The following is a 14,137-nucleotide window of genomic DNA, read 5'->3' as shown; positions in this document are numbered from 1 at the left end:
GAAGTTTCTCGACTGAATCAGAGCCCGCGGTGCCTGACGACGATGGCGTTCCGAATATCGCGTAAGCCGCGGCGAGCGAGAATCGCAATGCCATCCGGACGATTCGGGTCGGATCAGGGGTACGCATGGACTTCTCCCGGAAATCGGAATGTCGTCAGATTGTGTATGTCGAACGGTGCGAACATTGTTCGTCGTTGTGCGCTGCCTCATCTTCTCGCGTTGTCGTCCGTGGTGAGTGGTCCGTCTCCGGTATCGAGCAGGAAGACCGCCAGCAATTCAGCGGGTTCGGTGGCGCTGGCATTTTCACTGATGGTGTGGTGGGCGCCGGGGGCTTCACTCCACGTCTCGCCGGGGTGATAGACCCGCGCCGGCTCACCTTCGACTTGACTGCGGATCGCTCCGGAGATCACGTAGGCCATGATGAACGCCGATTTCGCGTGGTGGTGAGCTCCGCTCTTGGCTCCGGGGGGATAGCTGACGGTCACTGCCTCAAGTGATTTGCCCGGAACGTTGGTCGGCTGATTGAACACTGGCCGGACCACCGGCTCGTGATCCGAATTCTCTGGTGTCGGCTCAGCGTGTGCCACAGGCGCAAGCAGCACCGCAGCCGTCAGTGCGGCGAGTGGTACCTTTAGGGCCATTTTTCGGCCGCCTTCCGTTGGATGCCGGAGACCAGCTGACGGGATCGCCTTGCCGGTTTTTTCAGTCCTCGACGACCCGCAGGATCGTCTTGCCGGGGATGCGCTTACCGGGGGCGAACGCAGTGGCAGCTTCGGCGAGCGGCAGCACGGCACCCACTACCGGCTTGAGGCGTCCATCCCGCACTCGCGCCGCGAGGTCGGCGAGCTGAGCGCGATCGGCTTCCACGAGGAAGAAAACCGCCCGTCCGTCGTGCGGCTGGGCCTTTGGCGGCTCGGCGATTGTGACGAGCGTCCCGCCAGCGCGTACCAGAGCAGCCGATCGGGCGAGAACTTCCCCGCCGATCACGTCAAACACCACATCGACTTCGCCTGCGTCCTCGAGCTTTTCGGTCTCCAGGTCGAGGAAGGTGTGTACGCCGAGCTCCCCCGCCCGGTCTCGGTCTGCGGTCCGGCCGGTACCGATAACGCGCGCACCGACTTCACGGGCGAGCTGCACCGCGATCGAGCCGACCCCACCGGCAGCGCCGTGGATCAGAACCGTCTGTCCCGCCGCGAGGCGGCCGTGGTCGAACAGGCCCTGCCAGGCGGCCAATCCAGAGATCGGGAGCGCCGCGGCCACGGTGTGGTCGATGTCCATCGGCAACGGTGCGAGATTACGGGCTTCCACCGCGGTGTACTCGGCCAGCGAGCCGTTACGGGCCCAGTCGGCGAGCCCGAACACCCGTTGACCGACACTCAAAAGTGTTGTGCCGTAACCTAACTCAACTACGACGCCTGATAACTCGTGGCCGGGTACGCTCGGCGTGCGGTCATGACCCGAGCGGTCGATCCAGGTGTGCGGCCAGTCAAGCTCGCCGGGGGTGAAACCGGCGGCGTGTACCCGCACGACGACGTCGTTGTCGGCCGCCTCAGGGTAGGGCAGGTCCGTCAGCGACAGGCCAGCGATACCGGCGTCACGGTCTGAAACAGTGATGGCTCGCATTACAGGTCCTTCCTGATGTGGGTTGGTGTCTCCGGGTCAGCCGTGAGCTGCGGTTGCACGCTGACGAGCTCAAGACCTAGGTCACGGACCCGGTCGAGGAGCCCGTAAAGCTGTGACTGGTCGCGGATTTCACCGGTGAACACGGTGTCGTTCGCACCGGCCTCGAGGCGCATACCTTCAAGTGCACACCCGAGCCGCTCGGTCACGCGGCCCCGAATGCAGATCTGATACATCGTCGACTGCACTTGCCCTCCGCTCGCCGGCTGTTGGGCCAGCATTCATCGACGCGGGGTGAGTCGTCATCACCCGGCGGGCAAATTCACCCGGGTGAGCGCAAAGCCATGAATGGGCGAATTGAAAGGCATTCCAGGGCAGGCGGTCGATCCGGGCCACTCCGCCGGCGCGGAGTCAACGCCCGTTTTCGCTATCCGGTGGGTGCTGCGTGACGGTGATGGTGATTTTCGGCCGGCCTCGAGGGGCATTACCGGCGATGCCGCGTACCGCCATGCCCGCTAAAAGCATTTCGTTGAGCAGGTTTTCTGGGATCGCTGCCAGGACCGTCGGAACAGTCCCGGTGAGCGTGTCCGGTCCCGCTACCGAGATGCGCCTGATCGGCGGGGCGGCTGCGGCCCAACTCGGCGGCACCGACAGCGCGCCAACCGAACAGGCCCGGCCCAAACCCGCCGACGATTCAGGCGCCGCGTTGCCGCCCGGCCCTAGTTCTGCCGAGCCCAATGACATTGATGCGCCTGGCCCGGAGGCTTCCGGAGCCGCCCCCAAACGCTGCAGTATGGCATCCATTTTGCTGGCGCCGTCTGCATCGTAGTGCGCCGCAAATCCCAAGCCGGCGTACGAACCGGCCGTCCCTGTCGATGTGATGGCTGTCGCCGCCGACGAGACGGCCAGATTCACCGGGCTCAGTAAGCTCAGCAATTCCAAAAACGATGGAAGGGGTGCCGCGGTCGATAGCGGCAAGCTAAGTCCCTGAAGCGCATTGGGCATTGCGGAGAGCAGCCGCGAGCCCGTCGACATGATGGTCTGGGTCGCCGTGGCCGCTGACGTGGCGCCGGCGTTCGCTGCCGCCGCCTTCTGGGCGACAACGCCCGCGGGATTCGAGGTGGGCGCGGCCGAGGTGAACGGCGGTAACGCCGAAGCTGCAGCGCACAAGCCGGCATATCCGTACATTGCGCCGGCGTCTTGGGCCCACATTTCGCCGTACTCGGCTTCGGTGGCCGCGATCGCCGGAGTGTTTTGCCCGAGGATATTTGTCGCGATCAGCAACATCAGCTGCGCGCGGTTGGCCGCAACCACCGGTGGAGGCACCGTCATCGCAAATGCGGCCTCGTAGGCGGCTGCGACGACCCTGGCCCCGGCAGCAGCCTGCTCACACAGGGCACCCGTCGTCGTCAGCCACAAGACGTAGGGTGCGGCGGCGGCCGCCATCGCCACCGACGCGGGACCCCGCCATGCTGCGCTGGTCAGGTCCGAGATCACCACCCCATAGGAGACCGCTGCCGAATGCAGGTCGGCCGCCAGCCCGTCCCAGGCCGCCGAGGCAGCCAGCATCGACCCGCAGCCGGGACCGGCGTACATCCGGCCGGAGTTGATTTCTGGTGGCAGCGCCCCGAAATCCATCGTCGAAAACCTCAGGTTCCTCGGGCTATCCCGTCGCCTCGCGGATGTAGTGGCCGATCTGGCGCAACGAGCGGGTGGCTTCGGGGATCATCGGCGCGGCGAGTTGGAACACGTGGATTTGGCCCGGCCACACCTGCACTTCGACCGGCACGCCGGCGGCGGCCAGTCGTTGAGCCGCCAGCTGCGCGTCGTGGAGCAACACCTCGCAACCGGACACGTGGATCAACATGGGCGGCAAGCCGGGTCGGATGTGGTCGAGTGGCTCGTAGAGCGCGCCAAAATCCCCGTCGGCGGCGGGGTGTGCTGCGGCACGAGTGATCAAGGCGTGGAAGGCGTCGAAGGCTCCGGGCGGAAACATCGCGTCCGAGCGAATGTTGGGGTGAGTCGTTTTGGGTTGTGTGGCCAGTTGCAGCAGCGGCGACATGGCCACCATCGCTGCCGGCTGCTCACCGCACGCGAGGAGGCGTTCGGCCAGCGCTAGTGCCAGATAGCCGCCGGCGGAATCGCCGGCCAACACGATCTGGTCCGGCTCGTATCCCCGTCGGCGCAACCACCGATACCCGTCGTAGCAATCCTCGATCGCCTCGCCGATGGAATGATTGGGAATCTTGCGGTAATTGGGCACCAGTACAGGGCTGTCGGCGAAGCTGGACAGCATGCTGACCAGCCGACCGTGCGAGTGGGCGCCGCAGGTGAGGAAGGCTCCGCCGTGCAGGTACAGGACGGCCCGGTGGGTGCCGTCGGCCGGTAGCACTCCGGCGGCGCGGACCAGCTGCGCGGTGCAGTGCGCCAGAGCGACGCCCGTGCGCACCGTGCCCGGCGGCGGCGTGATGGCGCGAGCGGCGATCTCGACGACACCCCATGGCCACGGTGCCGAGGGCAGGTGGCTGCCGACGCTCAAGGCGGGCCGGATCATCAGTCGGGCACTCAACGAGGCGATCCGACCAGCCATGCTCGGACCGTCCTGGATAACATCGACGACGACGTCCGCGCGGAACGGGGACCGTCGAGCTCCTCGTGGCCTGGGGGCTCCTAGGCCGGGGCGCGGGGCACCCGGCACGGCGGCGGGCGCGTTCATGTCAACGCTTCCGCGCCAGGTTCATCGGTTGCCCTACGCCCCCAACCGATTTCACGGGGCGTCTGCGCCGACAGCGGCCGCGGGCTCGTGGTGTCGCCCGCCTGCTGATCACGACGCTCCCAAACAGCCGCACGTCCCCGCGCAACCGCTTGGCGGCGTCGCCTGCTGGCGTAGGCGATCAGGCCCGCCGCGGCCAAGGACCCTGCGCAGATGCCGGCGGTGACGCCGAAATCGATTAGTCGACCATTGATCAACACGAGGAGCGCGTAGTCACCGGCCACCACAGCCACAAACAGGGAGGCAACGCGTAGCCGGGTCATCATGATCTTCCCTCGGGCCCGATCGCGCGCACAGCGAAGACACTGCGCAGGTATCCAGTGGAACGCCCACATGTCGCGCACGCCGGGCGGGTGCCGCAGCGCGACGCCATCTCGCGTTTGTCGCCCACGTACGTCGCCATTGCCCATCGCACAGTGGCCAGGCACTCTTGACAGAGCGTTTCGACGAGGTCGCCGTCCGGGCTTAGCCCCATTTGGTCGCATCCGTCGATGGCGTGTATCTCGGCGACCGCCACCGCCGGCGCACCGCACGTGGTGCCTGTCGACAGCTGCTGGGCACTGCAGATGGGCTGCAACGCGTGAAGTTGGTCCTCGATCGCCGGGATGACGTCCAGGCCGGCGACTCCGTTCCGGCGCGCCCAATGCCGGGCAGATGCAGCGGCGTCCCGTAATCGATGCAGCAGCCATGGTGTTCGCGCGGCACCGGAGCCGTAACCGGAAGGCGATCGTTGAAATTGACGAGGCTTCATCTGTCTTTCTCCACTTCGTGGCGATGGCGTTCCGCGGTGATCGATACATCCGGGTTGTCCACCTTCATCGCGACCCGTTGCTCGCTCATGCGGCCCGAACAGCGATCCCAGAAAGCGTGGTGGGCTCGGCCTACCGTCCGCTCGCCAGTTGTTAGGCCAGCATTAACCGACGTGGGATGAGTGGTCATCGCCCAGCGAACTGATTCACCCGGGTGATTTGCCACATATTGCGAGCGCCACGAGCTGCCAGGGGAAACGTCGCTGTGAGGTCGGTATTCGCGACCTCACCCCGCCATGCATGGGCGAGCAACCCGGTACCCAAAAGATGCGCGATGGACTCGGGCGGCCGTCAGCCGCTCATCGCGTTGCCGCAGCGGGTTCCGGCGCCCGCGGCGCACCCCCGCTTCGGCGACCGGAACTTGGGCGAGCCACGGCGAGGGACGCGGGGCTTCCCGACGATGATTGTGGGCCAATGCTTTTCGGCCGACATGCGCGAGGATGTCAGGCGATGCCGTAGTCGTTTATTTTGCGGTAGATGGTCGCGCGGGACATGCCCAGGGCGCGTGCCGCCTCTTGTTTGTTGCCGCCGTTGTCCTGAAGGCTGCGGACGATCGCATCGCGCTCCAGAGCTTCCATCGGAGTCAGCTTGCGACGTGTGACAGACCGGCACTCCGGTGGCAACTTGTCGACGCTGATGATGCCGGATCGTTGGCGGGCAACGGTGTCCGTCAGGACCCGACGCAGCTGCGAGACGTTGCCCGGCCACGGCAACCTGCTCAGTTGCCGCATGGCCTCGGGCGCCAGTACCACATCGGCGCCCCGGGTGATCTCGCGCAGCAGTAGCGGCACGAGTTCCTCGAGGTCGTCAATCCTGTGTCGCAACGCGGGCACTGTGACGGTATGGGTGAACAGCGGCAGTAGGTGTTTGATCGGTGCGGAAACAGCCGCGGAACTCGTGGTGGCCGCGATCCACCCCTTACCTGCGCGCGCAGCGAGCATCGACGCGATCGCTTCGAGTATGTCCCGGTCGATGTCATCCACGTCGGCGATCACCACCGCGAAGTCCTCGTCGGCGGCCAATGTCGCCAGTTCGGCGACGAAAGACGCGGCGCTCGCGAAGGTTTCGGTGCGCATCACGCGAATCGTTCGGTCCGGCTTCACGTACTGCCCCACCGCCTGCGCCAGCTTTGCCCGGCCGGATCCTTTTTCTCCCTCGATCATCACCCATTCTCGGTCGCGACAACACTGCCGAACCTGCTGGCAGCATCGCAGCCAGGCGCTATTGCGCCCTGCCAGGCCAGGAATATGGGTGGGTGCCAGGCGGCCGGTTTGACGCGATGGCGAGCCGGTCTCGCCGGAAAGATCAACGCGGAAAACGGCATTGGGGCACCCGCCGCGTGTCGTCGACCGGTCGGCGGCAGTGATTTTGGCGATGTGTCCCCTCGGCAGAACAACCAGCGCGGTGCCCGACAGCGTGGAGGTGAGCAGATCCGAGGCGTGTTCAAGCAGTGCGATTTGCTCGTTCCCGTCGAGCGTGCGACGCAGGTAGGGGTTCATCAACACCACATCGCCGCCGATCGCCAACACGCCGCCCGAATACCGGCGTGCCTGTTGCAGATAGGCTTCCAGAAGTGCCGTCTCGCTCTCATGAGCCACCGCGCGCAGGCGATCCTCAATGTGGCGACTGGTGCTGGTAGCCAGCGCGAGCAGCAGTGGATCGGATCGGTCGGCGAGACAGCTCAGATTGACGGCGCCGATGAGTCTGCCCGTTATCGGATCACGGATCGGTGACCCCGCGCATGCGAAACCGGTGAACATAGCGACGTAGTGCTCGCTGCCACCGATGAACGTGGGCTGTCCGGTTTCCAGGGTCGTGCCTATCCCGTTGGTGCCGGCCACCTCTTCAGCCAAGCTATAGCCCGGTGCGAGGCTCACCGTGTCCAATGCGTCGAGGATGGACACTGCCGCAGCGGTCCGGTCAACGACCACACCGTCAGCTGAGGTCAGGACGACGCTGACATCTTGTGCGGCCAGGTCAACGGTGACGCGCTGCAGCACCGGCGCAGCCGCACGCGCCAGGCGCGAACCCCTGTCGGGTGCGCGCACATAGGGCAACTCGACCTGGTCGGGGTGAACTTGCAGGGCCTGGGACCGACGCCACGAATCGAGGACGCTGCGCCGCGGAATGTCCTCATCGAGCGAGCGCATGACGTCAAGGGACTCCACGGGCAGGAAAGTTTCCTTGGCCTGCTCGAGTTCGGCCGTGCGGCGCGCCTGTGCACCCATCCCCAACTACCTCGACTCCGGGTCACCGTCGCGAAGCGGCGGGCTGGCACCCGCCGACCGCGACCGGAGACTTGGTGTCCCTTCGCTGCAGACAGCAAACATTTATCTTCGGCGATTACCCTACGCGCGCGACGGTGGCGTTGCTCAGATGAACCGGCACACCCGCCCGAAGCCAAGCGGAAAGACCATGACGGACCGTCGGCCGCCGTCTCACTTTGAGACACCCGTTCACCTCATGTTGAGACGCTCACCATCCGCACTCGGCGATGTCATGAGTTGGCAGGGGTCGATACATCGACGCAACGAGGAGACATACGGTGAGCGGGCACAGCATGGGCGCGGATCAGCAGAAAATCATGAGGTCCTTGGGGCTAGGGCCCGCCAGCAAAAGCGGGCGCACACCGGGCGTAATTGCTGGGAACGCGGATCCAGTCGGACGCGACGCACAGTGCTCGCGCAGGAGGGACACGCCTACACTGACTGCCAGCGCAAACGGTGGCGAGAACTGTGGATTGCATAACTTGGATGTCCACCGCCCGCCTACAGCACGTCGGTGGGCGGCGGTTCGTGTGAGCACCGCGAGTGCGTCGGGGCAGGTCCGCACACCGCCGATTCGCGGGCGGGCGGGCGAGCTGAAAGCCATCGATGTGCTGATCGCAGCGCTCGCTCAAGGGCGCGGGGGCGTACTGGTCATCGAAGGGCCACCGGGCATCGGAAAGAGCCGCTTGTTGACCGAGGTCTTGGCGCGCACCGAGAAGGCCGGCGTTCGGGCACTGTTCGGTGAGGCCTTCGAGTACCAGCAGACGGTGCCATTCTTTTCGCTCTTCATGGCGACCCTGCGCGCAGATCCGCCCGTCGGTGATGCGGAGGCCTTGCGCCGCTTGGGCACTTCGAGCGATCTGCGCTACTGGGTGGTGCGCGATTTGCAAGCCGCCATACATGCGGCCGCGTCCCGCACGCCCCTGGCGGTCCTCCTCGAGGACATCCATTGGGCCGACAACGCCACCCTGCTGGCGCTGCGGTCGCTGGCCGCGACCCGGCCGGATGTGCCGGTGCTGTGGGTGCTTACCGCGCGAACCGGTGCCGGCGGGCCGGTCGCTCGTGAAACGCTGACCGCGCTGGAACGCGAGGATGCCACGTTTCTGCGGTTGACGGCCATGCCGCCGAGCGCGGTCGCCGACATTGTGCAAGACGCCGTGCAAGCCAACGCGGATGCGTCGCTCTTGAGTCTGGCCGACAAGGCGCACGGCAACCCGTTCCTGCTCACGGAGCTGCTGCGCGGACTGGACGAGGAGGGCCGACTCGAAGTCAGCGGCGGCCGCGCGGGTGCCACCGGGGAGACGTTGCCACGACGACTCAGCGACACCATGCAGCAACGACTCGAGCAGCTCTCCCCCGTTGCGAGCCAAGTTGTGCGCGTCGCCGCGGTGCTGCCCGACCGGTTCTCGGCCCGGCTGCTCGCCGCGATGCTGGAACGCAGTCCGGCCGCCCTGGTATCGGCGGTCGAAGAAGCGGTCCGCGCCGACCTGCTCATCGAAGACGGTGAACAGATGAGGTTTCGCCACGACCTGCTGCGCGAAGCGACGCGACAGTCTTTGCCCCAGTCGCTGCGCCGAGCAATGGAGCGGCAGTCGGCGAGCGTCATGCTGGACATGGGTGCGGCGCCCGAGGAGGTCGCAACCCAGCTGGCCCGCAGCGCCGACGTGGGAGATCAGGCCGCGATCGCCGCGCTCCGCGAAGCCGCTCAGTCGGTGGCCAACAGCGATCCGGGCGCCGCATCGGATTTGAGCAAGCGCGCGTTGGAACTCCAGCCGCCCCAAGACCCGGGACGCGGGCCACTCGTGGCAGAAACGATCGTCCTGCTCAATCGGGCCACACGCTACGAGGAGGCGGAAAGGTTGGCCGGCACAACCCTGTCCGCCGCGCTGGCACCCGAAGAAGAGGCGGAGATTCTTCTCCGGCTCCGGACGCCGATCACCGATACGACCTCGCGGCACATCGAAGACAACCGCCGCGCACTTCAGTTGCCTCAGCTCACCGACGTCACCCGCGCACGACATGAGGCGTGGCTCGCGTACAACCTGGCGATGTACGGCCTCCACGGACAGGACAGCGCGGCAGCCGACGAGGCGGCGGCGGCCGCGGCAACCACCGGCGATCTCGAGTCGAGAATGTTGTCCGGGGTTGCACTCGCCTGCCTCGACTGCGCGAACGGGTACGCGGGTCGCGCACTGCACCGCGTCGAAGAGCTGCAAACCCTCTCGCCCGCGGGCGACATGACGGCCCACAACCTCGCCGCGTGCCACCTGGCAAACCTGCTCGCCGTGGTGGGACGACTGGAAGATGCCACGCGGCTGGTCGCGAGCCGCACGCAAAAATCCCAGCAGGAACACGACGGCATGGCGCTACACATCTGGGCCCTGACGGCGGGGGTGGTGCAGGTGGCAGCGGGCCGGTTGTCGGCTGCCCGCACCACCACCGAGCGGCTGCCCACGCCCGAGCGGACGGGATCGACCTTCGTCACAGCAATGCGCATGTTCACCCTGGCAGAGGTCGCGGCCCGTACCGACGACCGAACGTTGTTGGCAGCGATGACGGGTGAGGCGCGCGATGCGTATATCACCGGTTCACCGGCCGTGCGTCGCGGGGCGGCGTGCGCGCTGGGGCTGGCGGCGTGGCAGCGCGACGACCTTCATGACGCGGTCCGCTGGCTTGGTGGCGATATCTCGCTCGTCGTGACACCGTTCTTGCCGACGGTGTTGGATCAGCTGACCTTGACAGCTCGGGTGGCGTCGGCCGCCGGCGATGCCGGCCTGCGAGCACGTCTCCTGGACGCCGTTGACCTGCTCGAACGCGAGCGGCCGCCGGTACGGTTGTTCGTCACGGTCGCGCAGCACATTCGCGGCATCCTCGAACGTGACGCCCAGGCGCTGATGGTTGCCGCGGAGTCACTCCGCTCGTCGCAGCGTCCGCTTCTCTACGCCAGCGCGGCCGAGGACGCCGGTGGCGAACTGAGTCGCGCACAGCGCAACGCCGAGGCACTCGACCACCTCAACGGCGCATTCGACACCTACATCGGGTGCGGGGCGACCGCCGATGCTCGCCGAGTCGGCCGCGCACTGCGCCGATTGGGCGTGGAACGACGCATCGTTACCCACCCGCGGGCAAAAACGGGCTGGGACAGCCTCACCGACTCGGAACTCACGGTCATCCATCTCATCGCAGAAGGCGCCACGAACCGCTCCGCCGCACAGCAACTGCACCTCTCCCCCCATACCGTGAAAACCCACGTACGCAACGCGTTCACCAAGCTCGGCATCACGTCCCGCGCCCAATTGACGCAGCTCATGGGCGGCTTGGATTGATCCGTAGCAAATCGCTCGGCGGCCATGCACGGCCTACAATGACGTGCACTGCAACGGCAATCCGCTAACTGAACCAAGACAGGACACTCGATGGGTCCTTCAGCCGGCCTTTTCGACGTCGGCGGCCAGCGCGTGGTCACTCCACCGATCCGCGGGCGGACGGACGAGCTGAAAATGATTGGCGCACTCGTTACCGCGCTGGCCCAGGGACGCGGGGGCGTGCTGGTGATCGAAGGCCCACCGGGCATCGGAAAGAGCCGATTGCTCACCGAGGTCATGGCGCTGGCAGAGAAGTCTGGGGTGCGCGCCTTATTCGGTGAGGCGTTTGAGTATCAGCAGACGGTGCCGTTTTTCTCGCTGTTCATGGCCACGTTCAACGCCGATCCGCCGGTGGGTGACGCCGAGGCGTTGCGGCAACTCGGCGGCTCGGCCGATCTGCGCTATTGGGTGGTGCACGATCTAGCCGATGCGATTCATGCCGCGGCCGCGCAGACCCCGCTGGTGATTGTGCTGGAGGACATGCACTGGGCCGACAACGGCACTCTGTTGGCGCTGCGGTCACTCACGACCGCGCGGCCGGATGCGGCCGTGTTGTGGATATTCACCGCGCGCACCGGGGCCGGCGGGCCGGCGGCGCAAGAGACGTTGTCGGTCCTGCAACGCGCGAATGCCACATTCCTACGACTGGGGGCCATGACGCCCGATGCGGTCGCCGACATGGTCTGCGACGCCGTACGGGCGAAAGCCGATGTGTCGCTGCTGAATCTGGCCGCCAAGGCGCACGGCAATCCGTTCTTGGTCAGTGAGCTTGTCCGCGGGCTGGGCGAGGAGAACCGACTGAACGTCACCGATGGCCGCGTGGTGGCCACTGGATGTGAACTGCCGCGACGGCTCGGCGCCAGCATGCATCAACGGCTCGACCTGCTGTCCGACGCTGCTTCGGAGGTGGTCCGGGTGGCCGCGGTGCTGCCGGACCGGTTCTCGGCCGGCTTGCTGGCCGCGATGCTCGAACGATCCCCGACGTTGTTGCTGTCGGCGCTCGAGGAGGCGGTGCGCGCGGATCTTTTCGTCGAGGACGGCGAGCAGTTGAGGTTCCGGCATGACTTGCTGCGCGAGGCCACCCGGCAGTCCCTGCCACAGTCATTGCGTCGGGCGATGGAACGCCAGTCGGCGTCGGTCATGCTCGGGATGGGCGCGGCGCCGGCCGAGGTCGCCACTCAACTGGCGCGCAGCGCCGAGCCCGGCGACCGAGAGGCGATCGATGCGCTGCGCCAAGCCGCGCAATCGGTGGGCCGCGGCGATGCGAACGCGGCCGCGGACCTGAGCAAGCGCGCGCTGGAGCTGTTGCCCGCCGACGACGTCGAGCGCGGATCCCTGGTCGGGGAAACCGTGGGCTGGCTCAACCGGGCCAGCCGTTATGGCGAGGCCGAAAAATTGGCCGACGTGGCGCTCGCGGAGGCAGCGTCGCCCGAAGTCGAGGCCGAGATCCGTCTCCGGCTCCCGGTCCACACCAAGCACACCGACCAGCGGCGGGTGGCCGAGAATCGGCGGGCGCTCGAGTTGAGCGGCATCAGCGACGTCACTCGGGCACGGCATCTGGCCTGGCTGGCCTACAACCTCGTGTTCGACGAAGGTGGGCAACGCCGCGCCGCCGCCGACGAGGCTGCCGCGGCAGCAGCGGCAACCGGTGATCTCGAGGCCACGATCATGGCCGGCGTCACCCACGCACTGCTCGATGCTGGTGAGGGGTACCCGTCCCGCGCACTAGGCCGTTTCGAAGATCTCAGCCCGCTCGCTCACACGAATGACACGGCGTTGGCGCATGCCTACGCCGGCATGTACGACGCAAACCTCCTGGCGGTGATCGGCCGGTTGGACGACGCGACGGCCCGGATCGCCGGCGGCATAGAGCAAGCCCGCCGCGAAGGCAATGCGATGACCCTCGCCATGTGGGCGGTCTTCGGCGGGCTCGTCCACCTCGCTGCGGGCCGGCTGTCGGCCGCTCGCGACGCGACTGAGTCCCTTCCGCCCCCACAGCCGACGGGGGCAACCGAGCATGACGTCCTTCGCACGGTGATTCTCGCCGAGGTGGCGGCGCACACCGACGACCGAAACTTGTTGCAGCAGATGGTCAATGATGCACGCGATGCCCACTCCACTGGCTCTGCAGGAATACGCCGAGGGTCGGCGTATGTGCTCGCACGGGCGGCGTGGCAACGTGACGACCTTCATGACGCGATGCGCTGGCTTGGCGACGTCATCTTATTGGCGACACCATTTTTCCCGCATGCACTGGTCCGGCTGATCTTGGGTGCGCGGGTGGCCTCGGCCGCCGGTGATGCCGGCTTGCGGGCGCGGGTCTTGCAGGCCGCCGAGGTGCTCGAGCGCGAGCGGCCCGCGGTGCCGCTGTTGGCGGTAGTGGCGGGGTATGCCCGCGCGATCCTCGAACGTGACGCCCCGGCATTGGCGGCTGCCGCGGACGCGCTTCGGCCGTCGTCGCGGCCGCTCCTTTATGCCAGCGCCGCCGAGGACGCCGGCGGCGAGCTGAGTCGCGCACAGCGCAACGCCGAGGCGATCGACCACCTCAATGCCGCATTCGACACCTACATCGAGTGCGGGGCGACCGCCGATGCCCGCCGGGTCGTCCGCGCGCTGCGCGCGTTGGGTGTGGAACGGCGTATCCCCACGCACCCGCGGGCAAAAACGGGCTGGGACAGCCTCACCGACTCCGAACTCACCATTGTTCATCTCGTCGCAGAAGGCGCGACCAACCGCTCCGTCGCGCAACAACTGCACCTTTCCCCGCACACCGTGAAAACCCACGTGCGCAACGCGTTCGCCAAGCTCGGCATCACTTCTCGCACTCAATTGGCACAGCTCATGCGCGGCTCGGATTGACCGGTCCGTCGAACATCAAAGCCACTAGGCATACACCGGCCCCGCGCTAAAGATCACCCGTCGGGCGATGGTGCCGCCGTGTGGGCTCTGCCACCGTAGTCATTGAGCTCTGGACCGCCGCGATCGCGCGGCCGTTTAACCAGAGACCGGCGCCGGAGAGCAGCGGCGCAGAGGAATTGAGACGACGATGATGAGCACGCTGTTGGGGATGTTGATGATGATGCCGGTGGTCTTCGGCGTGGGTGGCTACGTGTTGGTGTCCCGGCGACCATGAGCGCGCCGACGACCATGGCGGGCCCCCATGCCTGCTCACGGTGTCTCCTTTCGAGACGCCCCGCATCCGCACAAGACGGTGTTATGGGTTGCAGGAGTTCAGGATTCGGTGATCACATGGGAGGGACACAGTGAGCGGGCACGGCGTGAGCGCGGCTCACCAAACCACTA

The 14,137-nt window shown here is 66.7% G+C and carries 8 protein-coding genes; 2 read left to right on the top strand and 6 right to left on the bottom strand.

Annotated elements, in window-relative coordinates; all coding sequences use genetic code 11:
* Nucleotides 1–206 precede the first annotated feature (206 nt).
* From ACZ50Z_RS05690 to ACZ50Z_RS05665, 6 genes are all read right to left on the bottom strand, one after another.
* Nucleotides 207–641: a cupin domain-containing protein gene (locus ACZ50Z_RS05690; protein ID WP_464482655.1), complete on the bottom strand. Its 435-nt coding sequence runs from the start codon at nucleotides 639–641 to the stop codon at nucleotides 207–209.
* Nucleotides 642–702: 61 nt separating this feature from the next.
* Nucleotides 703–1,623: an NADP-dependent oxidoreductase gene (locus ACZ50Z_RS05685; RefSeq protein ID WP_464482654.1), complete on the bottom strand. Its 921-nt coding sequence runs from the start codon at nucleotides 1,621–1,623 to the stop codon at nucleotides 703–705.
* Nucleotides 1,623–1,868: a hypothetical protein gene (locus ACZ50Z_RS05680; protein ID WP_464482653.1), complete on the bottom strand. Its 246-nt coding sequence runs from the start codon at nucleotides 1,866–1,868 to the stop codon at nucleotides 1,623–1,625. Before ACZ50Z_RS05680 ends, ACZ50Z_RS05685 begins: the two co-directional genes overlap by 1 nt.
* Before the next feature lie 163 nt (nucleotides 1,869–2,031).
* Complete coding sequence (locus ACZ50Z_RS05675) at nucleotides 2,032–3,258, bottom strand: PPE family protein (RefSeq protein ID WP_464482652.1); 1,227 nt, start codon at nucleotides 3,256–3,258, stop codon at nucleotides 2,032–2,034.
* A 25-nt stretch (nucleotides 3,259–3,283) separates the two neighbouring features.
* Entirely contained in the window at nucleotides 3,284–4,336 is a 1,053-nt protein-coding gene (locus ACZ50Z_RS05670) for an alpha/beta hydrolase (RefSeq protein ID WP_464482651.1), read from the bottom strand.
* A gap of 1,309 nt (nucleotides 4,337–5,645) precedes the next feature.
* Entirely contained in the window at nucleotides 5,646–7,430 is a 1,785-nt protein-coding gene (locus ACZ50Z_RS05665) for a sigma-54-dependent Fis family transcriptional regulator (protein ID WP_464482650.1), read from the bottom strand.
* 569 nt (nucleotides 7,431–7,999) lie between these two features.
* Here ACZ50Z_RS05665 and ACZ50Z_RS05660 point away from each other — a divergent pair.
* Nucleotides 8,000–10,795, top strand: coding sequence for an ATP-binding protein (locus ACZ50Z_RS05660; protein WP_464482649.1), 2,796 nt, complete (start codon nucleotides 8,000–8,002; stop codon nucleotides 10,793–10,795).
* Nucleotides 10,796–10,885: 90 nt separating this feature from the next.
* Nucleotides 10,886–13,693, top strand: a complete 2,808-nt coding sequence (locus ACZ50Z_RS05655; RefSeq protein WP_464482648.1) for a helix-turn-helix transcriptional regulator — start codon at nucleotides 10,886–10,888, stop codon at nucleotides 13,691–13,693.
* Nucleotides 13,694–14,137 lie beyond the last annotated feature (444 nt).

The sequence above is a fragment of the Mycobacterium sp. NTMscope_MAC_269 genome, from assembly GCF_976985695.1.
This window is presented reverse-complemented; position numbering and strand designations above follow the sequence as displayed.

Coding starts and splice junctions, on each gene's coding strand:
- ACZ50Z_RS05690 (WP_464482655.1), bottom strand. CDS start 641: ATGGCCCTAAAGGTACCACTCGCCGCACTGACGGCTGCGGTGCTGCTT.
- ACZ50Z_RS05685 (WP_464482654.1), bottom strand. CDS start 1,623: ATGCGAGCCATCACTGTTTCAGACCGTGACGCCGGTATCGCTGGCCTG.
- ACZ50Z_RS05675 (WP_464482652.1), bottom strand. CDS start 3,258: ATGGATTTCGGGGCGCTGCCACCAGAAATCAACTCCGGCCGGATGTAC.
- ACZ50Z_RS05670 (WP_464482651.1), bottom strand. CDS start 4,336: ATGAACGCGCCCGCCGCCGTGCCGGGTGCCCCGCGCCCCGGCCTAGGA.
- ACZ50Z_RS05665 (WP_464482650.1), bottom strand. CDS start 7,430: ATGGGTGCACAGGCGCGCCGCACGGCCGAACTCGAGCAGGCCAAGGAA.
- ACZ50Z_RS05655 (WP_464482648.1), top strand. CDS start 10,886: ATGGGTCCTTCAGCCGGCCTTTTCGACGTCGGCGGCCAGCGCGTGGTC.